Origin of the sequence: Mangrovimonas sp. CR14, assembly GCF_011764015.1 — a bacterium.
In the GTDB taxonomy this organism is placed as follows: Bacteria; Bacteroidota; Bacteroidia; order Flavobacteriales; family Flavobacteriaceae; genus Mangrovimonas; species Mangrovimonas futianensis.
Genome location: NZ_JAAFZY010000003.1, coordinates 514,951 through 536,573 on the forward strand (window position 1 = coordinate 514,951; position 21,623 = coordinate 536,573).

18 protein-coding genes and 1 pseudogene are annotated in these 21,623 nt (G+C 35.2%); 10 read left to right on the forward strand and 9 right to left on the reverse strand.

Annotated elements, in window-relative coordinates; translation table 11 throughout:
- Nucleotides 1-12 precede the first annotated feature (12 nt).
- Complete coding sequence (locus GZ212_RS08300; protein WP_166958902.1) at nt 13-816, forward strand: SDR family oxidoreductase; 804 nt, start codon at nt 13-15, stop codon at nt 814-816.
- A 1-nt stretch (nt 817) separates the two neighbouring features.
- Here the strand turns inward: GZ212_RS08300 and GZ212_RS08305 are convergent, their stop codons facing one another.
- The gene (locus GZ212_RS08305) at nt 818-1,846 is read right to left on the reverse strand and encodes a hypothetical protein (RefSeq protein WP_166958904.1); all 1,029 of its coding nucleotides are present in this window, start codon (nt 1,844-1,846) and stop codon (nt 818-820) included.
- Nucleotides 1,847-2,081: 235 nt separating this feature from the next.
- On the opposite strand from GZ212_RS08305, the pseudogene GZ212_RS16130 reads away from it, so the two are divergent.
- Nucleotides 2,082-2,198 (forward strand): annotated as a pseudogene (locus tag GZ212_RS16130) (short-chain dehydrogenase/reductase); the annotation flags it as partial.
- A gap of 66 nt (nt 2,199-2,264) precedes the next feature.
- Complete coding sequence (gene fsa, locus GZ212_RS08315; protein WP_053971925.1) at nt 2,265-2,921, forward strand: fructose-6-phosphate aldolase; 657 nt, start codon at nt 2,265-2,267, stop codon at nt 2,919-2,921.
- A gap of 77 nt (nt 2,922-2,998) precedes the next feature.
- Here the strand turns inward: fsa and GZ212_RS08320 are convergent, their stop codons facing one another.
- On the reverse strand, nt 2,999-4,498 hold the full coding sequence (locus tag GZ212_RS08320; protein WP_370520465.1) for a TlpA family protein disulfide reductase: 1,500 nt from the start codon (nt 4,496-4,498) through the stop codon (nt 2,999-3,001).
- 101 nt (nt 4,499-4,599) lie between these two features.
- Here GZ212_RS08320 and GZ212_RS08325 point away from each other — a divergent pair, with 101 nt between their 5' ends.
- Entirely contained in the window at nt 4,600-6,225 is a 1,626-nt protein-coding gene (locus GZ212_RS08325; RefSeq protein ID WP_166958906.1) for an ABC-F family ATP-binding cassette domain-containing protein, read from the forward strand.
- A 32-nt stretch (nt 6,226-6,257) separates the two neighbouring features.
- On the opposite strand, the gene GZ212_RS08330 is transcribed toward GZ212_RS08325, so the two are convergent.
- The gene (locus GZ212_RS08330) at nt 6,258-6,491 is read right to left on the reverse strand and encodes a DUF2007 domain-containing protein (RefSeq protein ID WP_053971923.1); all 234 of its coding nucleotides are present in this window, start codon (nt 6,489-6,491) and stop codon (nt 6,258-6,260) included.
- A gap of 185 nt (nt 6,492-6,676) precedes the next feature.
- On the opposite strand from GZ212_RS08330, the gene GZ212_RS08335 reads away from it, so the two are divergent.
- Nucleotides 6,677-6,868: a cold-shock protein gene (locus tag GZ212_RS08335; RefSeq protein ID WP_053971922.1), complete on the forward strand. Its 192-nt coding sequence runs from the start codon at nt 6,677-6,679 to the stop codon at nt 6,866-6,868.
- Between the two features lie 55 nt (nt 6,869-6,923).
- Here the strand turns inward: GZ212_RS08335 and pheT are convergent, their stop codons facing one another.
- The 6 genes from pheT to GZ212_RS08365 all read right to left on the reverse strand — a co-directional run bounded on the left by pheT (nt 6,924) and on the right by GZ212_RS08365 (nt 15,555).
- Nucleotides 6,924-9,350: a phenylalanine--tRNA ligase subunit beta gene (gene pheT, locus GZ212_RS08340; RefSeq protein ID WP_166958908.1), complete on the reverse strand. Its 2,427-nt coding sequence runs from the start codon at nt 9,348-9,350 to the stop codon at nt 6,924-6,926.
- Nucleotides 9,351-9,473: 123 nt separating this feature from the next.
- Nucleotides 9,474-9,878 (reverse strand): bacillithiol system redox-active protein YtxJ, encoded by a 405-nt coding sequence (gene ytxJ, locus GZ212_RS08345; RefSeq protein WP_166958910.1) that lies wholly within the window; start codon nt 9,876-9,878, stop codon nt 9,474-9,476.
- Nucleotides 9,879-10,036: 158 nt separating this feature from the next.
- Nucleotides 10,037-11,812: a DUF885 family protein gene (locus GZ212_RS08350; protein WP_166958912.1), complete on the reverse strand. Its 1,776-nt coding sequence runs from the start codon at nt 11,810-11,812 to the stop codon at nt 10,037-10,039.
- A gap of 138 nt (nt 11,813-11,950) precedes the next feature.
- Nucleotides 11,951-14,539, reverse strand: coding sequence for a helix-turn-helix transcriptional regulator (locus GZ212_RS08355; RefSeq protein ID WP_166958914.1), 2,589 nt, complete (start codon nt 14,537-14,539; stop codon nt 11,951-11,953).
- 95 nt (nt 14,540-14,634) lie between these two features.
- Nucleotides 14,635-14,910: a DUF4242 domain-containing protein gene (locus GZ212_RS08360; protein ID WP_166958916.1), complete on the reverse strand. Its 276-nt coding sequence runs from the start codon at nt 14,908-14,910 to the stop codon at nt 14,635-14,637.
- A gap of 15 nt (nt 14,911-14,925) precedes the next feature.
- Nucleotides 14,926-15,555 (reverse strand): DUF4242 domain-containing protein, encoded by a 630-nt coding sequence (locus tag GZ212_RS08365; protein WP_166958918.1) that lies wholly within the window; start codon nt 15,553-15,555, stop codon nt 14,926-14,928.
- Nucleotides 15,556-15,837: 282 nt separating this feature from the next.
- On the opposite strand from GZ212_RS08365, the gene clpB reads away from it, so the two are divergent.
- The 5 genes from clpB to smpB all read left to right on the forward strand — a co-directional run bounded on the left by clpB (nt 15,838) and on the right by smpB (nt 21,619).
- The gene (gene clpB / locus GZ212_RS08370; RefSeq protein ID WP_166958920.1) at nt 15,838-18,447 is read left to right on the forward strand and encodes an ATP-dependent chaperone ClpB; all 2,610 of its coding nucleotides are present in this window, start codon (nt 15,838-15,840) and stop codon (nt 18,445-18,447) included.
- 284 nt (nt 18,448-18,731) lie between these two features.
- Nucleotides 18,732-19,397 (forward strand): deoxyribose-phosphate aldolase, encoded by a 666-nt coding sequence (gene deoC / locus GZ212_RS08375; RefSeq protein ID WP_053971917.1) that lies wholly within the window; start codon nt 18,732-18,734, stop codon nt 19,395-19,397.
- A gap of 313 nt (nt 19,398-19,710) precedes the next feature.
- Complete coding sequence (gene deoC, locus GZ212_RS08380) at nt 19,711-20,376, forward strand: deoxyribose-phosphate aldolase (RefSeq protein ID WP_166958923.1); 666 nt, start codon at nt 19,711-19,713, stop codon at nt 20,374-20,376.
- A 6-nt stretch (nt 20,377-20,382) separates the two neighbouring features.
- Nucleotides 20,383-21,081, forward strand: coding sequence for a purine-nucleoside phosphorylase (deoD, locus tag GZ212_RS08385; RefSeq protein ID WP_053971915.1), 699 nt, complete (start codon nt 20,383-20,385; stop codon nt 21,079-21,081).
- Nucleotides 21,082-21,163: 82 nt separating this feature from the next.
- Complete coding sequence (gene smpB / locus GZ212_RS08390) at nt 21,164-21,619, forward strand: SsrA-binding protein SmpB (protein WP_166958925.1); 456 nt, start codon at nt 21,164-21,166, stop codon at nt 21,617-21,619.
- Nucleotides 21,620-21,623: the final 4 nt, after the last annotated feature.

A 21,623-nucleotide genomic window follows, 5' to 3' on the forward strand; every position in this document is an offset into this window, starting at 1 on the left:
AACCTAAAATTTATGTCTAAAGTTGTTTTAATAACGGGCGGTTCATCTGGAATTGGAAAATCAATAGGAGAATTCTTAATGGACAAAGGCTTTACCGTTTATGGTACCAGCCGAAATCCAGAAAAATATCCAAATAGTAAATTACCTTTAGTTGCCTTGGATGTGGCTAGTGTAGACTCCATTGCCTCGGCGGTCCAGGAAGTGATAGATTCGTCTGGTCAATTGGACATCCTAATTAATAATGCCGGCGCCGGTATCACGGGACCCATAGAAGAAATTCCCGAGCAGGAAATCAAAAGGAATTTTGAAACCAATTTCTTTGGTCCTATCAACGTTATAAAAGCAGTGCTTCCCCAAATGAGACAGCAAGAATCGGGTTTGATTATTAATATCACATCTATTGCAGGATACATGGGCCTTCCCTATCGAGGTGTCTACAGTGCTAGTAAAGCCGCATTGGAACTAATAACGGAAGCCTTTAGGATGGAGTTAAAACCTTTCAACATAGAAATGACCAATGTGGCCCCTGGGGATTTCGCAACCAATATAGCTGCTGGAAGATATCACGCACCAGTTTTAGAAGATTCTCCATATAAAATGGCTTATGGCAATACCTTGAAACTTATGGATGACCATGTAGATTCAGGAAGTGACCCCAAACAAATGGCCGTAGCCATTTATAAAATTATTAATACGGATAAACCAAAAGTGCATTATAAGGTGGGAGAATTCATGCAAAAGTTCTCCATTTTTCTTAAACGTATTCTACCAGACAAACTATACGAAAAACTCCTTATGAATCATTATAAATTGTAGACTATTCTATTGTAATATGCTCGTTTGGTGTTGGATTTAAATAAGTTTCTTCAATAGTTAATGAGCATGTAATAAAAGGATCTAAGCTAAACCTTACATATCCATAATGTGGTTGACCATTAATTTCCATCCGAATAAAAATATAATTGTATTGTGAAATTATAGGAATAGGAATGTTGTTCTCATACCAATTATTATATAACATGTAGGGAAATTGAGAATTTGATGTATAATCACGATAGAACCCAAATACACCTTCATTTTCCTCATAAACCATAGCTTCAGAGCTTTGAATGGTTGATTCACTTTGCACTACAAACATGAAATCATCAAAATTCCCTAAAACTTTATTGTTGGGGTTTAAAGCCTTAAAATATAAGTAAGAATCCAGATGTGATAATTGATTGGTGCTATAATTGACAAGAATATCTTCACTGTCAAAAGAAAAATCAGGTGTTCCATCATTGTTTAGATCTATCTCTAAAGGTAGAACATTACCCATACAGTCATCGAAAGAGATGTAATTAAGATCTTCAATAGAAATATAATCTAAATCTGTAAGGGTGACATAAAAATCATAGCTTGATGTTGTGCCATTTTCTGTAGCTATCAGACGGCCTACAAACTTTTCATCTGGAATCCATTCCTGTACAATTATCTCATAAGTTGCGGTACTTTCAAAAATACCGCCCCAATCGAAATCTACCGCATCAATTTGAGCTGTATAGCCATAATCAAAAAGTATACAATCACTCTTTTTTTTGAATTTAAACGTCGTATTAATATAGCCTTCATCACCAGCAGGATAATCATAGAACAATAATAAGGTGTCATCTGTAAAATTAACTTCCCAAGATAATGACTCAACAAGTCCAGGAAATATTTGCACTTCGATATGGTCGCTTTCTTCTGTTATTCCTAAATCCACAAACTGCATCTCGCAAATTTGATCTTCTAGAACAATGGAGTCATCTTTTGAACAACTTAAAATAAAGATAGGAAGGATTAGCAGAAAGATATTTTTGATCATGGGGATGCGATAACTAGGAATAAACAATTTAATAAAGGTAAACAATTTAATTAAGCATAAAAACGGATTTTTATCAATTCAATTACCAACACTTAAAAGAGAGAGCTAGAAGATTGAACAAAAAGGTCCAGAAAGTCCTTTTTATACTTTGAGGAATAAAGTCTAATTGAACTTTTGTGCCATTATCATACCTATCTCATCAAAATAGTATTTATATATAAGTGTTGATTAGCTACAACCTAAGGTTCATAATAAGGTTCGAGAATTCCAGCAAAAGCTTTCCATTTTTCTGAAACGTATTCTACCAGACAAACTATATGAAAAACTCCTTATGAATCATTATAAATTGTAATTTTGCAGCGCAATATTTCAAAACAAAATAAAAAGTGTTATTTTTACACTTATAAACACAAGCACTATGAAATTTTTTATTGACACAGCTAATTTAGATCAGATTAAAGAAGCACAAGATTTAGGAGTTTTGGATGGCGTTACAACCAACCCATCTTTAATGGCAAAAGAAGGTATTACCGGCCATGATAATATTATGAAGCACTACGTAGACATCTGTAATATTGTAGATGGTGATGTGAGTGCCGAAGTGATTTCTACCGATTTTGAAGGTATGGTTCGTGAAGGTGAGGCTTTGGCCGAATTGCATGACCAAATTGTTATTAAGCTTCCTATGATCAAGGATGGAGTTAAGGCATGTAAATACTTTTCTGATAAAGGTATTAAAACCAATGTGACCTTAGTATTTTCTCCAGGGCAAGCCTTATTGGCTGCCAAGGCTGGTGCAACCTATGTTTCTCCATTTATTGGACGTTTGGATGACATCTCTACCGATGGTCTAAACCTAATTTCTGAAATCCGTCACATATTTGACAATTATGGATATGAAACCAATATTTTAGCGGCTTCTGTGCGTCACACCATGCACGTTATTGACTGTGCTAAAATTGGTGCTGATGTTATGACTGGACCATTAAGTTCTATTACTGGTTTACTTAACCACCCATTAACAGACATTGGTTTAGAAAAATTCTTAGCTGATTACAATAAAGGAAACAAATAAATTTAGTTTCCGCATTCTATAAATAAAAAAGCCTCAGAAATCCTGAGGCTTTTTTTTTAAAAAGAATTTTTCTTTTTCTATTGATTCAACATGCCTAACAGTTGCTCTTCAAAATCATAAGAGAACATATTGGTATGCGGATTTATAATTTTTCCATCCTTATCGATAATCATCACCTTATTCATAGGGTAAATCGCCAATCTTTTTTGAGCTTGGGCTACATTCTTAAATAAGTACTCATTATCAGTGTTGGTTTTATATTTTTTCAACACCTGTTCCCAAGTGTGCACATCATGAAAAGACGTATTGATGGCCAAAAAGTTGACCTCTGGGTATTTCACCTTCAATTCCTTTGCCTTTTTATGACAATCTTGAAAATAATTCATGTAAGCATTAGACCAAAAATATAGCACCTTGGGCTGCCCATTTCCTCCCACATTCTTAAGGTCTACTTCCTCCCCTTTGGTATTATAAACCACAATATTTGGCAGGTAGTTACCAGGCTTCAATTCTTTTAAAGAATTAATAACATTTGAAACATAGTGTTTATGATCTTCATTAGAACTTTTTGCTAAAAAGGACTGCAGCAATTCATCATAATCTCCCACATTCTTATTGTTACTTATAAATTCCATGGTGGCTCGTAGCAATAAAGGATCCTTAATACTAGGCTCTTGAATCAAACTATCTATTAAATTTAATCGTGTGGTACTATACCCGGCACATTTTCTGTTAAAGACGCTATCCTGTGAGTGCTTGAAATGTTTAGCCAAGGCCATATTTTCAAAATGTCTTTTTAGAAAATAGTAATATGGAAAGTAGCCCTCTACTAAGGTGTAATTATAATTGACATCCTTTCTGAAATCATAAAAATCCTTAGGTAACGACTCTATGATCTTCTTTTCACTTTTAGAATAATTGGCAAAAGGATAAACTTCTTTACTTAAATAATAAGCATAATTAATATTCACCTTTGCAATTTCGTCAAACAATTCGGAGGGTGTGTTTGAATCATCAAACTGTTTCAGCTTTTTAATTTTATCCTTCCTCATGGAATCCACTTTCTCTTCAAAGTCTCTAGGTGGTAATTGACTGAATCCTAACAAGGCTCGCTCTTCGTTTTCACCATCAAGGAACATCTCAATTAAAAAGTTATTCTTCTTGGCGCCCTTTCCAGTATAAACCAAAGATTCATCAAATTCCAAGGTATTTAATCTAAACATGATGCTATCACCAGGTTCAATTAAAACCATCTGAAGCTCATTGGCATCACCTGCAACCAGTTCAAACGTGTATAAACCAGGCTGCAAATCATTTATTTTATAGATAAATCTATTGTTTTTATCCAGTCTTAAGGTATCTATCCCTTTCCCAGATTTAGAAAGAATAACCCGATCGTTTTTGGGATTAATGATTTCCCCTCCAAAGTAGGCAGTATCTGTTGTCGTGGAAATATCTTTTTCACACGCAACAAAAGTCATCAAGGACATCAATATCGCTAAATGACATAGATTTCCTGATGAAAAAATGTTTATCCCTCTTCTTTTCATGGTATCAACAAAAGTAAATGTTGCCACCTAACGATGTTGTTAAGGCGTTGTTAAATATTATTATGACTACATTTCTTTTATGTTGGCCCTTCTTTTTCTACTTTTGCAAAAATTTTAAGTAAGCGCATATGTTATCAGTTTCTAATTTATCTGTCCAATTTGGCAAACGTGTTCTTTTTGATGAAGTTAACACCACCTTTAATGAAGGCAATTGCTACGGAATTATCGGTGCCAATGGTGCAGGTAAATCTACATTCCTTAAAATATTATCTGGTAAAATGGATCCAACCTCTGGTCATGTTCATTTGGAACCAGGTAAAAGAATGTCCGTTTTAGAACAGAACCACAATCTATATGATGAACATTCTGTTTTAGAAACTGTTTTGATGGGAAACAAACCCTTATTTAAGATTAAAACGGAGATTGATGCCCTTTATGCTGATTATACAGATGAAAATGCTGAAAAAATTGGGGAGCTACAGGTGCAGTTTGAAGAAATGAATGGATGGAACGCAGAAAGTGATGCAGCCGCTTTATTGTCCAATTTGGGTATTTCGGCTGATATGCATTACACCTTAATGAAAGATTTGGATGGAAAGCAAAAGGTAAGAGTGCTTTTAGCTCAAGCCTTGTTTGGAAATCCCGATGTGCTTATTATGGATGAGCCTACCAATGATTTGGATTACGAAACCATAAGTTGGTTGGAAAATTTCCTTGCCAATTATGACAACTGTGTCATAGTGGTATCTCACGACCGTCACTTTTTGGATGCAGTATGTACTCATATTTCAGATATTGATTTTGGAAAAATCAACCATTTTTCTGGGAACTACACTTTCTGGTATGAATCCTCACAATTAGCAGCAAAACAAAGAGCGCAACAAAATAAAAAGGCAGAAGAAAAGAAAAAGGAGCTGGAAGAATTTATTAGAAGATTTTCTGCTAACGTGGCTAAATCTAAACAAGCTACATCTAGAAAGAAAATGATAGAAAAGTTGAACGTCTCTGAAATCAAACCTTCCAGTAGACGCTATCCTGCCATCATTTTTGAAAGAGAAAGAGAAGCTGGAGATCAAATTTTAAATGTTGAAAATCTATCTGCCTCCTTAGATGGTGAATTGTTGTTTCAAAATGTAGATATTAACCTAGCCAAAGGCGATAAGGTAGTTGTATACTCTAAAGACTCTAGAGCAACAACTGCTTTTTACCAAATTCTAAATGGCAAGCAAGAAGCAGATTCTGGAAACTTTGCTTGGGGTGTTACCACAAACCAATCCTATTTACCGCTAGACAACAGTGAATATTTTGAAAATAATTACTCGCTTGTAGATTGGTTACGTCAATGGGCCAAAACTGAAGAAGAAAGAGAAGAAGTTTTTATTAGAGGCTTTTTAGGTAAAATGCTTTTCAGTGGTGATGAAGCTTTGAAAAAATCAAATGTTCTTTCTGGAGGTGAAAAAGTAAGATGTATGTTGAGTAGAATGATGATGATAAGAGCCAATGTGTTGATGCTAGATGAACCTACAAACCATTTGGATTTGGAAAGTATCACGGCTTTTAATAACTCACTTAAGAATTTCAAGGGGACCGTATTATTAACTACCCATGATCACGAATTTGCACAAACAGTTGGTAATCGCGTAATCGAATTAACTCCAAATGGAGTTATTGATCGATATATGACGTTTGACGAATATATGGAGGATAAAAAAATTAAGGAACTCCGTCAAAAAATGTATGCTATCGAAGCATAATTATTAAAAAAGCCTCTTAAAAAGAGGCTTTTTTATTCTTGCAACTCGGTGGTCACACTTTCCACTATTGGAATAGCGGCCTCAAGTTCATCTTCACTTACAAATAATTCCTGATATCCAGGTACTGAAGAGCCAAAGCCAGCCAATCTACCTGACTCGGTTTCATCTTTCACGATAGGGGTTATTCCTATTGCCGTAAGCTTATCCACAATTAATTGTGCTATAATAAAGCTTCCTGTATAGATTTTACTGTAGGATGAATCCATAACTTTTTTATTTAAACATTATACCTAAATATACGAAATATCCTTTATAAGTGCATGGTTATCGGAATTCTTAATTTGAAAATTTAACTGATTGAAATTCAATTTTTTTATTTTTTTCCTTCTCTTAACCTAAACATCAAACTAAAAGACTATATTTATACTTTAATAATTTTTTTAATAATATAATGAGTAAAGGTACAGTAAAGTTCTTCAATGAATCTAAAGGATTTGGATTCATCGTAGAAGACGAAACTAACAACGAACATTTTGTTCACGTTTCCGGATTAATCGACAAAATTAGCCAAGGTGATGAAGTAGAGTACGATTTAAGGGAAGGTAGAAAGGGTATGAATGCAGTAAACGTTAAGGTCATCTAGATATTTTAGCTTATTGAATTCGAAAAAATAAAGCCTGCATTTGCAGGCTTTTTTCTTATCTCAATTCAGCTCCCAACTGCTTTTCAAAGTTGGTTTGAAGCTTACTCATAATCTTATCAATTTGCTTATCTGTCAAGGTCTTTTTCTCATCCTGTAATGTAAAACTTACAGCATAACTCTTTTTCCCTTTAGGTAAATTACTTCCTTGATAAACATCAAATAAATCAACATCTTTCAAAAGAACCTTCTCCGTTTGCGAAGCTATTTTATCAATATCCTCAAAGGTTACATGCTCATCAATTAATAAAGCAAAATCCCTTCTCACCTCAGGATATTTTGGAATTTCAGTATAGGCAACCTTGTTATGTTTGGCCATATCAAGAACATGGTCCCAATTAAAATCTGCAAAAAGAACATGTTGGTCGATTCCAAACTTCTTCAAAATAGATTTTTTAACCAGTCCAAACTCCACTAAAGTTGTTTTCCCTATTGACAAACTGATACCTTCACTAAAAACATCATTTTTAAAAGGTGACACTTTAAATTTATTTAGTCCCAAGCGAGACAAAATAGCTGTAACAGTTCCCTTCAAAAAGAAAAAGTCACTCGGTTTTGCGGCTGCGTTCCAACGCTCCTGAAGCTTATCTCCAGAAACTAAAACCGATAATTTTTTGAATTCTTCTCTCTTTCCACCAAAATCAAAATACGTTTTACCGAATTCAAACAATTTTAAATTATCACGTCTTCTATTGATATTATGGCTAACAGCTTCCAGACCTGAAAATAACAAACTTTGTCTCATAACACCCAAGTCATTGCTCAAAGGATTCAACATTTTAACCTGTTGCTCTTCTTTTAATTGTTCGCTTAACTCAGAATATTCTGGAGTCGTCAAAGAGTTTGATAAAATTTCATAAAAACCTTGAGAAACCAATTGGTTTCCTACTACATTTTGCAACTTATAATCCTCAAAGCGACTGGAATTTGAAATAGAAGCGTTTAATTTTTCTGTGGTTTCTATATTGTTATACCCGTAAACTCTTAAAATCTCTTCAATTACATCAACTTCCCTTTGCACATCATTGCGGTATGCAGGAATAGTCAATCCCAAACCAGCTTCAGTGACATTGTTAATTTTAATGTCCAAGGATGTCAAAATTTGCTTAATCGTATCTTTTGGTATTTCCTGTCCGATTAATTTGTTGACATGGTCAAAGGTTAATCTAACTTGAAAATCGTCTATTTTTTTAGGATAAAAATCCATGATGTCACTAGATATTTTCCCGCCCGTCAACTCAACAATCAACAAGGCAGCTCTCTTTAATGCATATTCAGTAATATTTGGATCTATTCCTCTTTCAAATCTGAATGACGCATCGGTATTTAATCCATGGCGTTTGGCTGTTTTTCTGACACTCACCGGATTGAAATAAGCGCTTTCCAAGAAGATACTTGTTGTTCCCTCTGTCACTCCAGAATCTTCACCTCCAAAAACCCCTGCAATACACATTGGTTTTTCGGCATTACATATCATTAAATCATCTTCATGAAGTTCACGTTCTATGCCATCCAAAGTTTTAAACTTGGTTCCTGTAGGCAACGTTTTAACCACTACTTTGTTCCCAGTAATTTTGGTCGCATCAAAAGCGTGAAGTGGCTGTCCTAATTCATGGAGCACATAATTGGTGATATCTACAACATTATTTTTAGGAGTTAACCCTATAGCCTTCAACCTGTTTTGTAACCAAGCCGGAGATTCTTGAACCTTTATTCCTGAAATCGTTACACCACAATATCTAGGAGCCAGTTTTTTGCTTTCAATCTCAATATCCACCTTCAAAGTTCTATTGTCTACATGAAAAGCACTTACTGATGGCGTAATTAATTCAGAATGAATATCATTTTGTAAAAAACCTGCCTTTAAATCTCGAGCCACTCCATAATGACTCATGGCATCGGCTCTGTTTGGCGTTAAACCAATTTCAAAAACATGGTCGTTTTCTACATCAAATATCTCAGAAGCCAAGGTTCCAGGTTTTAAGTCCTCGCTCAAAACCATAATACCGTCGTGAGAGGTTCCTAATCCAAGTTCATCTTCAGCACATATCATTCCATGACTAGCCTCTCCCCTAATCTTTCCTTTCTTAATTTCCCAAGATTCACCTTCGGCAGTATATAACGTTGTTCCAATGGTAGCAACCGGAACTTTTTGTCCTGCTCCTACATTTGGTGCGCCACAAACAATCTGTAAAGGCTCTACCTCTCCAATATTGACTGTGGTGACCTTTAATCGGTCGGCATTTGGATGCTGAACACAGGTTAAGACTTCTCCAACCACAATTCCTTCCAAACCTCCTTTTACAGATTGAAAAGCTTCTATCCCTTCAACCTCGAGACCTAAATCTGTAAGTAATTCACCTGTTTTTTCAGGTGTCCAATTTATCTTAATGAATTGTTTTAACCAGTTGTATGAAATCTTCATAAGTATGTTCTAATATAGGGTGGCAAAGATAAAATATTGTGTAGAGGTATCAAATATTGTCGTGAAATTTGTAGATAATTTCACGTTATAAACCCTATTTAATCAAATTAACTAAATAACTATTTAAGAGACCTGTTTCTCAATGATTTGTTTTAATGGTAAATCATTGATAGCGCCATGAGATTCATGCTTTTGAACCTTACCATTCTTTAAAATTATTAATTGAGGTGATTCATGAATGACGTCAAATTTATTTGCTATCGAATTTGAAACGTCTCTAAAAGCGATTAAATCTAAATAATGAACTCCGGCATCTTGCGGAGCTACCTCATAATTTCTTTCAAATTGTGCTTTGACCATTCGAGAAATTCCACATCTAGTTGAATGCTTAAAGATCAATTGTGGCTTTACATGACTTTGCTCTGTAATGCTTTCCAATTGCTCTTCGGTTTTTAATTCCTGCCAGTGAAATTCCTTCTCAGGTTCAGAGTTAGGAGATGTTTTAAAGATTTTATTAAATAAGGACATAAAAATTTTCTTTTCTAAGTCGTAAAAGTTTTTTCTTCTTACAGCGCGAAAATAATGATTTAAAATAACAACCTTAAATTCTATTAAGATGATACATTTCCTTTTTTTTATCGATGATTTATATTCAAAAAAAAAACCTCCAATAAAGGAGGCTTTAATCATTTTTCAGATGCTATCCAAAGGTTCATCCGATCTTCCAAAAGCGCTAAAGGAACACAGCCGGTTTCCAAGATCTGATCATGAAAATCCTTAATATCAAATTTATCACCCAATTCCTGCTCTGCTTTCTTTCTCATTTCAATAATTTTAAGTTGCCCTATTTTATAAGATAAAGCTTGTCCCGGATTGGCCATGTAGCGTTCTATTTCACTTTCTATACTTGCTGCATCTTCTGCCTCATTTTCTAAGGAATATTTAATGGCCTCTTCTCTAGTCCAACCCTTAGCATGAATACCTGTATCAACCACCAGACGAATTGCTCTATGAATTTCACTACTCAACATCCCGAAATATTGATATGGGTCTTTATAAAGTCCCAACTCGGTTCCTAAGGATTCTGAATATAAAGCCCACCCTTCTCCATAAGCACTATACCACAAGGTTTTTCTAAACATGGGCAAATCCTCATTTTCTTGTTGCAAGGAGCACTGAAAATGATGTCCCGGTATGGCTTCATGCAAAAACAAATCTTCTTTATCAAACACATTATACTCTTCTACGTTAGGAATAGGAGTATAAAAAATACCAGGTCGAGTACCATCCAGAGAGCCCGGACTATAATTTGCCGCAGCGGACTTTTCCCTGAAAGGTTCTGTACGTCTTACTTCAAAAGCAGTCTTTGGTTGCTTTCCAAACATTTTATCCAATTGTGGTTGCATAACTTTATGAATGCTATCATAAAAGGCCAATACCCGTGAACGTTCTGTAAAAGGCATCAACTCTTTATTATTCCTGATATAATCAAAAAATGAATTGAGGTCACCCTCAAAGCCCACTTGTTTTTTTACAGCTTCCATTTCACCTCTAATGCGAGCCACTTCACTTAATCCTAGATTGTGGATTTCATCTGCCGACATGTTAGTGGTTGTATATTTTTTAATTTGATGGGGATAATAGCTATCTCCAAGAGGCGTGGCAGCCATACCACTACTTTCCCTTCCTAAAGACAAATAGTCTTCTTTTAAATAGGTCGCCATATCAGCATAAGCTGGAATGATTTTATTCTCCACCATTTCAGAATAGGCTTGAGTCAATCTTGATTTTTCTTCATCAGAAAAGGAATCTGGAAACAGTTTAATAGGAGAATAGAATAAATGGTCTTCTACCGGGCCATGAGCCAAGGATTCAAATTGCGGAATCACCTTGACTATTAAAGTTTTAGGAAGCACATAACCTTTTTGGGAACCTTCCTTCATATTCTTCTTTGCTGAAGCCAACCAAACCAAATAACCATCCACTCCTTTCAACCAATTATCATAATCTTCCACTGTTTTAAAAGGCTGCGCCGTTGTTCCACTGGCTAACTGATTGAAGTCCAAATTAGCAGACCACATTTGATCTATGGGCATTAAATCTTTCCTAAACTGAAATCCATCCAAGTTCATGTCACATTCCCACAGCAATACCTTTTTACTCATCAACTCCGTATCAGTTAATAAAGAATCATCAATCGCTAAAACCGCTTTTTTAAACTTTGTATAATATTCTTTACTTTTAGCCTTATAGGATTCTGACAAAAAATCGGGGAACTGATCATTAAATCTATTATCCCCAGCACTTGTAGCAATTAAAGGGTTTAATGAATAGCCTTCTTCACTGTAATCTGATAGTAACTGTGATAATTCTTCACCTGCATTTGGAGTCGGTTCTTTAACTTCCTCTTGGCAAGAGCATGCGAAAAAAACGACAACAGCAAAAAACAAAACTTTTCTCATATCTATGTAATTGGTTAATATTCAAATATAAAGAAACCAATTCAAATCTGTTCGGTTCATTTCCAAAAGCTTTCTCTCAAATAAAAACTCTTACTTGAAATTCCAAATTTCAGGCACTTAGGTCACGAATTAATCACATTATAAAATACCAAGAATCTGAGCCTCGGCTACGGCCCTTTGTCTCGTATTAACATCTAACTTTGACAAAATAGCAGAAACGTGATGGTCAACTGTTTTAGCCGAAATAAAGAGCGTATCAGCAATCTCCATATTCGTCAAACCATCTTGAAGTAGTTCCAGCACTTGGACCTGTCTCCTTGTTAAATGAGCTGGGTTTTTTCTAGTTGCTGCCCTTGGACCTCTTGGAATCTTCTTTATGCCTTGTGATCGTAAATCCTGCTTTAAAAAATCAACCACTCCCTGAGCTCCCAATTCATCCAAAATTTTTATAGCTTCAAATTTTTGTTCAATAGATTGCTCATATTCAGACAATGCATATTCATATATTGCTCCCAACCTTTTCCATTGCTCTGAAGCTCTCTCAAAATCACAATTCATATCATATTCAAATAGCCAAAACCAAGTTTTCTCAGTGGTAAATGGTCTCTCCGTTTTCCGCAACCAAAAGGCCAACTCACTTAGATGTCTAGAACTCGGGATTTGTCTCAATAACCCTTGAGCGATTGGTAAAACCCGATCCACTAAAGTACCATCCTTGGTAATCCATTCATACTCTAGAAGAGCAATCACCAATGGGTGAACTCGCTGGATTTCTCCTGTATTTATTGCTAAATCGATAGCTTCCTGAATATAATTGATGCCACTAAAATCGCCTTTACGGTTCAATAAGCGTCCCAGTACCGTTAATGCCCCAATTCTAACTATAGGAGGATGGCTTTCATTTTTTACCAATTCTCTAGAAATGGAATCGGCTAAATCCCATTCCCCTATTTCAAAATGATATCTCGCCTTCCAAATAAGCATATAATACGTCCATGAATGCAGATCATTTTCATCACAATAAACCAAAGCCTTGTTTAAATGATTGATTGCAATGTCATAATCCTTGCGGTCAACAGCTATAGAAATAATGTTTGTATGTGCCCTAGCTACATGTTCATAATACTTGTTTTCCTCTGCGATATGCAAGCTTTTATTTAAATAATCCAATCCAGAGGAATCGTCTAAATATAAACTTGTACCAATATTATTATAGGCATGACTCAATATTTCATTATCCCCAATTTCTTCGGCTAATTTTACTGCAAGATTCCCATATTCTAAAGCCAGATCATTTTCAAAGGCCAACATCTTTAATTGCGAATAATTGCTATATGCTAAAGCTTGTTCTCTTTTAGGAATATCAGAGTTTATGGCCTGAATCGCTTCCAAACCAAAACGTTCTGCCTCCGCTTTATTCCCTTCAAACCAATTCAATCTTGAGAGAAACCTTAATGAAGTAGCCATTTTAACTTTTTCACCCAACTTTCTCCAAATTTCAAGAGCTTGAGTTTGTTGTTCTATGGCAATTTTAGTTTGGTTGGTCAAATAACATTCATAGGCTGCCTTTTCAAACAATAATGCCAAATTTTCATCATAACCTTGACTATTATATTCTAGAGCTGTTAAATAAAGTTTGGATGCTTCCATGTGAGATCCTTGTGTAGCTGCTACCTCGGCGGCTAAAGGCGCATACCTCTCAACCAACGCTCCATTTTGGGAATTCTTGGCAAAATGAACTACCAAAGACAAATCTTTCTGCTTAACCTCACTAGAAAGTAGATAATTCAAAACCTTTTGGTTAAGCCTTATTTTCTTTAAGGATGATAACTCATTTTCTATGGCCGTTCTAAACAATTCATGTTTAAAAAAAACATACTTGCCATCATTTATCAATTCTCCCGAAACAATACATTTTTCAATGGAATCATAAAAATCTGGCTCTATGCTTTCAATAAGTTCATAGTTAACCCTACCGGGAAAAATTGAGATCATTTCCCATAGTCGCCTTATCCCTTCTTCTTTCTTGTAAAAAACATTTAAAACCGTATCCTTGATGTTTTCAGGAATGCCTTCACTGTAATGAGCTAAAATTTCGGTCACATAAAAGGGATTTCCCTTAGTTAGTTTAAACACTTCTTGAAAATCATGCTCAGTGTGTTGAGCCAACTGCTTAACCGCCTGCTCAGAAAGTGGCTTTAACCTCAATTTTGTAAGGAACCCAGATGGAATTTCTCCTAAAATGGTTTTGAACAACTGCTTATGCAAGATTTCATTCTCTCGGTAAGAAACGATGAGCAAGCACTTTACGGTATGGATTCTACGGGACAGGAACTTAATTAAGTCCAATGTAGCTTCATCTGCCCAATGTACATCTTCAAAAACAAGAACCGTGGCGCCCTTTTCAGACTTTAATTCGTTTATAAAAGCATTGAACAAAGTATTTTTATTCTGCTCTGAGCTTAAAAGTTCATTATTAAACGGAATGCTTAAACATGGAGCCATGTCATAGAGCGGACCTAAAGGTATGGGAGTAAACAAAAAATCGCATCCCCCCTTTAATATTTTCACGGAACACTCAATTTGCTCAACAAAACAATTGATTAGGGAAGATTTCCCAATACCACCTTCTCCTGAAATAAAAAGATTATGGCCTTGAAAACGGGAAGTCTTTTCAAACAGCTCATTGGCAACTTCCAAATATGTCTCTCTCTCAAGTAGTCTCATGATGTGATTCCTTAAAGATAGACATTTTCCTTTTTCACACTAAAACAAAAGCCAGAGTATCCCCTGGCTCAAGAAACACCTGCTAGTGAACCTCATTATTTGCTAGCAGTTGTTGGATCTATATTTATGGTTACTTCTCTAATGCTCTTTATAGGGAATCCCGCCATGGCAGAATGTTTCCTAATACATTCTTCATTCTCTGCGATATGGACACAAAACATTTTATTTTCCGTAATAAAGGTTTCCAACCAGTGGTAAGGTTTATCTAGTGCATCTACAGTATCACATGAGGTTTTTGCTATTTCCTGCAATTCACTTGATGTCAATTTGCCCGCTCCAGGAAAATCCCGTTCTATTATATATTTTCTCATCGTATTCATTTTAAATTATTTTCCAACCTCTACCTCCATGATTTCATTTGGTAACAAACCATGGGCTTTCTCATGTGTTTTATGAACAGCTTGAGCATTAGGCGATTCTGAAAGACAAAAAACCTTTCCATTGGCCTCATCAATCCAATAGTTGACAAAATTGACCTTATTTTCTCCCTGTACTTCAAGATCCTTGACATGGGCATCTGCCACAGCTTGAGCGGTAACATTTCCAGCTCCCAACTCATGAACATCAAGAAAAAATTTGGAATCACCCTCAACCTGAGCTGCCACACCATCTGTCACCAAAAAAGTTTCCACTGGCAGCAAACCATGTGCCTCTTTATGAGCATCAGTTATCTTTCCTTCAGAAGATGCCTCTGACAAGCAGTAGATGGTTCCTGTATCTTCATTGACCCAGTACTCAATAAAGTTGACGCCATGTTTTCCTTGAACTTTCAAATCCTTTTTATGGGCCTCTGCAACAGCTTCCGCAGTGACATTACCTGCTCCTAATTGATGAACATCTATGTAAAGATGCTTTGGAGATTGGGGTTCGTTTCGCTTATTCTCAACAGTTTGCTTGGAATTCTTACAATTGTAAATTGCCACAGAAAGCAATAGAATGATAAATACATGTTTCATAATGATTGATTTAAATTTTTGATTAAATAATTAAACACGACAAATGTATTTCCAGACAAACATTATAGGCTAAGTAGAATTCCCTATTTTGAAATATGAATCACCCTATTTTAATTTAAAATATGATGTTAAATGCCTAAATTGATTGACTCATTAAAGTGAAATCCTAAACCGACCAACTGACTAAAAGTCACGCTATTTCTCGATTTAAAAGACATTTTGTCTGCCTCTTTTAATTGGTAAGATTGTTGACCTAGGTAATTCGCAAAGTAAGATAACATTATGAATTTCAACAATTATACAATCAAATCACAAGAAGCCGTTCAGCAAGCGCAACAGCTAGCACAAGGCTTTGGACATCAACAAATTGAGAACGAACATTTATTTAAAGCCATTCTTGAAGTTGATGAAAATGTTTTGCCATTTATTCTTAAAAAATTAAATGTCAATACATCGATATTAGAACAGGCTTTAGACAAACAGTTGGAAAGTTTTTCTAAGGTATCTGGTGGAGATATTATGCTTTCAAGAGAAGCTTCAAAAACTTTAAACGAAGCATCCATCATCGCTAAAAAAATGAACGATGATTTCGTTTCTATAGAGCACCTCATTTTGGCTGTTTTTAAATCCAATAGTAAAATTGGACAAATGCTGAAGGACCAAGGAGTCACAGAAAAAGACTTAAAAGCTGCTATTGAGGAACTGAGAAAAGGAGATCGAGTCACTTCCCAAAGTCAGGAAGACACTTACAATTCCCTAAATAAATATGCCAAAAACCTAAATCAATTGGCCAAAGACGGCAAATTGGATCCGGTTATAGGAAGAGATGAGGAAATAAGACGTATTCTTCAAATTCTTTCCAGAAGAACTAAGAACAATCCTATTCTGGTAGGTGAACCAGGAACCGGTAAAACCGCGATAGCAGAAGGATTGGCTCACAGGATAGTGGACGGTGACGTCCCTGAAAATTTAAAGGATAAGCAAATTTATGCTTTAGATATGGGAGCTCTAATTGCCGGTGCTAAATACAAAGGTGAATTTGAAGAACGTTTAAAAGCTGTTATTAAGGAAGTAACATCCAGCGAAGGTGACATTGTATTGTTTATAGACGAGATACATACACTTGTAGGAGCTGGCGGCGGTCAAGGAGCTATGGATGCTGCCAACATTTTGAAACCCGCCTTAGCAAGAGGTGAGTTACGATCTATTGGTGCAACTACTCTAGACGAATATCAAAAGTATTTTGAGAAGGACAAGGCTTTAGAAAGACGTTTTCAAAAGGTGATGGTAGATGAACCTGATACTGAAAGTGCTATTTCCATTTTACGTGGTATTAAGGAGAAATATGAGGCGCACCATAAGGTTCGCATTAAAGATGAGGCTATCATTGGTGCCGTTGAATTATCAGAAAGATATATCACTAATCGATTTTTACCAGATAAGGCCATTGACCTAATGGATGAGGCTGCTTCTAAATTACGTATGGAAATCAATTCAAAACCTGAAGAATTGGATGTTTTGGATAGAAAAATCATGCAATTGGAAATTGAAATAGAAGCCATTAAACGTGAAAAGGATGAAGCCAAATTAAAATCTTTAAGTTCTGATTTAGCCAATCTAAAAGAAGAGCGTAATGAAATTTATGCCAAATGGAAGAGCGAAAAAGAACTGGTTGAAAATATTCAAGCCATCAAATTGGAAATTGAAAATTTTAAATTAGATGCAGAAAGAGCTGAACGAGAAGGTGATTATGGGAAAGTAGCTGAAATAAGATATGGTAAGATCAAAGAAGCTCAAGAAAAACTAGATGGTCTTCAAAAAGAACTTTTAGAAAATCAAGCTAATAATTCCCTTATCAAAGAAGAAGTTACTTATGATGATATTGCAGAAGTAGTAGCCAAATGGACAGGCATACCTGTGACCAAAATGCTTCAAAGTGAAAGAGAAAAACTCTTAAAACTAGAAGATGAATTACACAAACGTGTGGTTGGTCAAGAAGAAGCCATACAAGCAGTAAGTGATGCCGTAAGAAGATCTCGTGCAGGTTTACAAAATCCGCAAAAACCAATTGGTACATTCCTATTCTTAGGAACAACCGGTGTAGGTAAAACTGAGTTGGCTAAAGCCCTTGCCGAATACTTATTTGACGATGAAAATGCCATGACTAGGATTGATATGAGTGAATATCAAGAACGTCACGCAGTGAGTAGATTGGTTGGAGCACCTCCAGGTTACGTAGGTTATGACGAAGGGGGACAATTAACCGAAGCTGTAAGACGCAAGCCCTACTCCGTTGTATTATTGGATGAAATTGAAAAAGCACATCCCGATACCTTCAACATCCTATTACAGGTATTGGATGAAGGAAGGCTTACAGATAATAAAGGTCGAATTGCAGATTTCAAAAACACGATTATCATTATGACTTCAAATATGGGAAGCCATATTATCCAAGAAAAGTTTGAAGCTACTAAGGATATTGAAGCAGCCATGGAAATTGCAAAAATTGAGGTTTTAGGTTTATTGAAAAAATCAGTTAGGCCCGAGTTTTTAAATAGGATTGATGACACCATCATGTTTACACCATTAACGCAAGAGAATATACATGATATTGTTGAACTTCAATTAAAAGGTTTAACTAAAATGATCTCTAAACAAGGTATCACTTTTGATGCAACCAAAGAGGCAGTTGACTATTTAGCTCAAAAAGGCTATAATCCAGAGTATGGTGCCAGACCTGTGAAAAGAGTCATTCAAAAAGAAGTCTTGAATGAATTGAGTAAAGAAATCTTATCTGGTAGAATAAGTACAGATAGTATTATTTTACTAGATGCTTTTGACGACAAATTGGTTTTCAGAAATCAAGGAGATTTAATTACTGAGGAATATTAAAGTTAAGTTAAAAATCCTATCAGAATAATATACTTAAAAGAAATGCGTTAATTTTATCATATAGTTGGTTAGTTAGTTGAAAAAGCAACGTGAGTCGTACTTCACTTTTAGACGATCGTTGCTTTTTTATTTTCCTATAATTCAAAGTCAATAATCTATTTTTTTTGTTTTCAGTCAATTAAATTTTAGAGTCCTAAAATTTCTTAATTTTTTCTACCGTTCATCTAAAAAATTTTACAAAACAAACCGTTTATCGTATTTTTACGACATCTTAACCTACATTCATGAAAATTAATAGCTATATTGAAGAGGCGCAATTATCCCTTACAGCGTCCAAGGAAGACATTAAAAAATTGTGTGAAGAAGCAAAAAAACATCGTTATCATGCAGTTTGTGTAAATAGTTCCAATGTCCCTTTATCCAAATATTATCTAATCACAAGTAACGTCAAAACAGTAGCTACCGTTGGCTTCCCTTTAGGAGCTATGAGCACTGAAGCGAAGGTATATGAAGCTGTCAAGGCCGTTGAAGATGGCGCCCATGAAATTGACATGGTTATGAATGTTGGCTTAATGCGGAGTAAAAATTTTGTTTCTGTTTTTAAAGATATTCGCGATGTCAAGTTGGCAATAGGTCATATACCTTTAACAGTCATACTTGAAATTAGTGAGCTTTCTAAAAATGAAATTATAAGAGCTTGTCAGATTTGTATAGATGCCAAAGCAGAAGGCATTAAGACATCTACAGGATTTTCTAAAAGCGGCGCTACCCTTACTGCCGTAAAAATGATCAAAAAAACTGTTAGGAATAAAATAAAGATTAAAGCCTCGGGAGGTATAGATGATTACGATATGGCGGTAAAATATATTGATACGGGAGTCGTTCGTATTGCAACAACTAATGGAAATCAAATCATCACAGGACAACCATCCTATGCCTTGACAAGTTAATACTTTGAAAATAATTTGCTATAAATGAAATGCTCCATGTAAAACATGGAGCATTTTTCTTATGACCATTTGAAATTTTAATACAACAATTAATCATAATACTTAAATTACTATTCAAATGAAGTCATAAGGGTTGACTTTAAAACTATATTTTTGACTACCGCTTAGAACCAATAATCAAAACAAAAGTAAATGGCATAATCAAGTAATAGACTGATAATTATCATGTGACAATTCCAATTAATTCCTTACCATTACCCATAAAAGCTATGATTTTTAACATTTTACAATAAAAATAATTACATTTATTGGTATGGAATTAAACAAATACATTGATCACACCTTACTTAAACCCCAAGCCTCTGCTGAGGATGTAATGCAACTATGCGAAGAGGCAAAATCCTATGACTTTTTCTCTGTTTGTGTTAATAGTTGCTACGTTTCCCTTGCTAAAAATTATTTATCCGGTTCCAATGTGCAAATATGTTCAGTGATTGGTTTCCCATTAGGAGCAATGAGTACCGAAGCTAAAGTCTTTGAGGCTCAACAAGCCCTTCTCGATGGAGCCGATGAAATTGATATGGTCATTAATATTGGATGGTTAAAGGGAAAAGAATTTGATAAAGTTTGGCAAGATATAGAAGCTGTAAAAAATATAATGCCCAACAATACGCTTAAAGTCATTTTAGAAACTTGCTATCTTGAAGAAATTGAAATAATCAAAGGCAGCGAATTATCAATATTGAGTGGCGCCGATTTTATTAAAACTTCAACTGGTTTTGGCACAGGTGGCGCAACAATTCACGATGTGAAATTAATGAAATCGGTTGCTGGAGAAAAAATAAAGATTAAAGCTTCAGGTGGTATCAAAGACACTAAGACAGCACAAGAGTATATCGACTTAGGTGTATCCAGGATTGGTACCTCCTCTGGTATCGCTATTGTAACAGGAAATACTTCTACATCTAATAATTACTAAGAACTTATGAGTATACATATTGAAGCCAAAAAGGGAGAGATTGCTGAAACCATTTTACTCCCAGGAGATCCACTGAGAGCTAAGTGGATTGCCGAAACCTTTTTAAAAGATATCTTCTGCTTTAATAAAGTTAGAAATATGTTTGGCTATACGGGCACATACAACGGGAAACGTGTCTCAGTCATGGGTACAGGAATGGGTGTTCCCAGTATTTCCATTTATTCTCATGAATTAATAGCCTATTACGGAGTAAAGAATTTAATTCGTGTAGGCAGCGCTGGATCCTATCAAAAAAATGTTAGGCTCAGAGATATTGTTATTGCCATGGCAGCCTCATCAAATTCAGGCGTTAATGAACTTCGATTTGGAGGTGCCGATTATGCCCCAACAGCTAGTTTTGAATTATTTGAAAAGGCTATTCATGTGGCTAGAGAAAAACAAATTCCTATTAAGGCAGGGAATGTTTTTACCAGTGACGAATTTTATGCTGATGATTTTGAAAGTTATAAAAAGTGGTCCAAATTTGGTGTGTTGTGTGTGGAAATGGAAACCGCTGGTTTATACACCGTTGCAGCCAAACACAATGTGAACGCCCTAACCATTTTAACCATCTCTGATTCATTGGTTACTGGAGAACGTACTACTTCCAAAGAGAGGGAGTCTACTTTTGAAGAAATGATTCAAATCGCTTTGGAGCTGGCTTAACATCCTATAGAAAATAAAATTCATAAGATAGCTTGCAGTTTCATTTTTCTACAATCATTAAAAAACAGTAATTTTGTGGGATATGCAGAAGCAAGTCAATATCAAAAATAAAAAAGCCAAATTTCAATATGAAATTTTGGATAAATATACCGCCGGTATCGTTCTTACTGGTACCGAAATAAAATCCATTAGACAAAGTAAAGCATCAATTGCTGAGAGTTTTTGCGAATTCAATGATCGCGGGGAATTATTTGTCATCAATATGACTATAGAAGAATATGCCTTTGGGAACTACTACAACCACAAACCCAAGGCAGAAAGAAAACTACTTTTAAATAAAAGGGAATTAAAAAAACTCGAAAAAGACATTAACACTAAAGGATTAACCATTATCCCTTTAAGACTCTTTATTAATGATAGAGGACTTGCTAAAATTGAAATTGCCTTAGCCAGAGGTAAGAAACTGTTTGATAAACGGGAGACTATCAAGGATCGCGATATGAAAAGAAATTTAGACAGAATTAATAAAAGTTTCTAACCTA

Bases quoted from the DNA above. Each gene is read 5' to 3' on its own strand.
- GZ212_RS08300 (WP_166958902.1), top strand. From the start codon at position 13: ATGTCTAAAGTTGTTTTAATAACGGGCGGTTCATCTGGAATTGGAAAA.
- GZ212_RS08305 (WP_166958904.1), bottom strand. From the start codon at position 1,846: ATGATCAAAAATATCTTTCTGCTAATCCTTCCTATCTTTATTTTAAGT.
- fsa (WP_053971925.1), top strand. From the start codon at position 2,265: ATGAAATTTTTTATTGACACAGCTAATTTAGATCAGATTAAAGAAGCA.
- GZ212_RS08325 (WP_166958906.1), top strand. From the start codon at position 4,600: ATGTTATCAGTTTCTAATTTATCTGTCCAATTTGGCAAACGTGTTCTT.
- GZ212_RS08330 (WP_053971923.1), bottom strand. From the start codon at position 6,491: ATGGATTCATCCTACAGTAAAATCTATACAGGAAGCTTTATTATAGCA.
- GZ212_RS08335 (WP_053971922.1), top strand. From the start codon at position 6,677: ATGAGTAAAGGTACAGTAAAGTTCTTCAATGAATCTAAAGGATTTGGA.
- pheT (WP_166958908.1), bottom strand. From the start codon at position 9,350: ATGAAGATTTCATACAACTGGTTAAAACAATTCATTAAGATAAATTGG.
- ytxJ (WP_166958910.1), bottom strand. From the start codon at position 9,878: ATGTCCTTATTTAATAAAATCTTTAAAACATCTCCTAACTCTGAACCT.
- GZ212_RS08350 (WP_166958912.1), bottom strand. From the start codon at position 11,812: ATGAGAAAAGTTTTGTTTTTTGCTGTTGTCGTTTTTTTCGCATGCTCT.
- GZ212_RS08355 (WP_166958914.1), bottom strand. From the start codon at position 14,539: ATGAGACTACTTGAGAGAGAGACATATTTGGAAGTTGCCAATGAGCTG.
- GZ212_RS08360 (WP_166958916.1), bottom strand. From the start codon at position 14,910: ATGAGAAAATATATAATAGAACGGGATTTTCCTGGAGCGGGCAAATTG.
- GZ212_RS08365 (WP_166958918.1), bottom strand. From the start codon at position 15,555: ATGAAACATGTATTTATCATTCTATTGCTTTCTGTGGCAATTTACAAT.
- clpB (WP_166958920.1), top strand. From the start codon at position 15,838: ATGAATTTCAACAATTATACAATCAAATCACAAGAAGCCGTTCAGCAA.
- deoC (WP_053971917.1), top strand. From the start codon at position 18,732: ATGAAAATTAATAGCTATATTGAAGAGGCGCAATTATCCCTTACAGCG.
- deoC (WP_166958923.1), top strand. From the start codon at position 19,711: ATGGAATTAAACAAATACATTGATCACACCTTACTTAAACCCCAAGCC.
- deoD (WP_053971915.1), top strand. From the start codon at position 20,383: ATGAGTATACATATTGAAGCCAAAAAGGGAGAGATTGCTGAAACCATT.
- smpB (WP_166958925.1), top strand. From the start codon at position 21,164: ATGCAGAAGCAAGTCAATATCAAAAATAAAAAAGCCAAATTTCAATAT.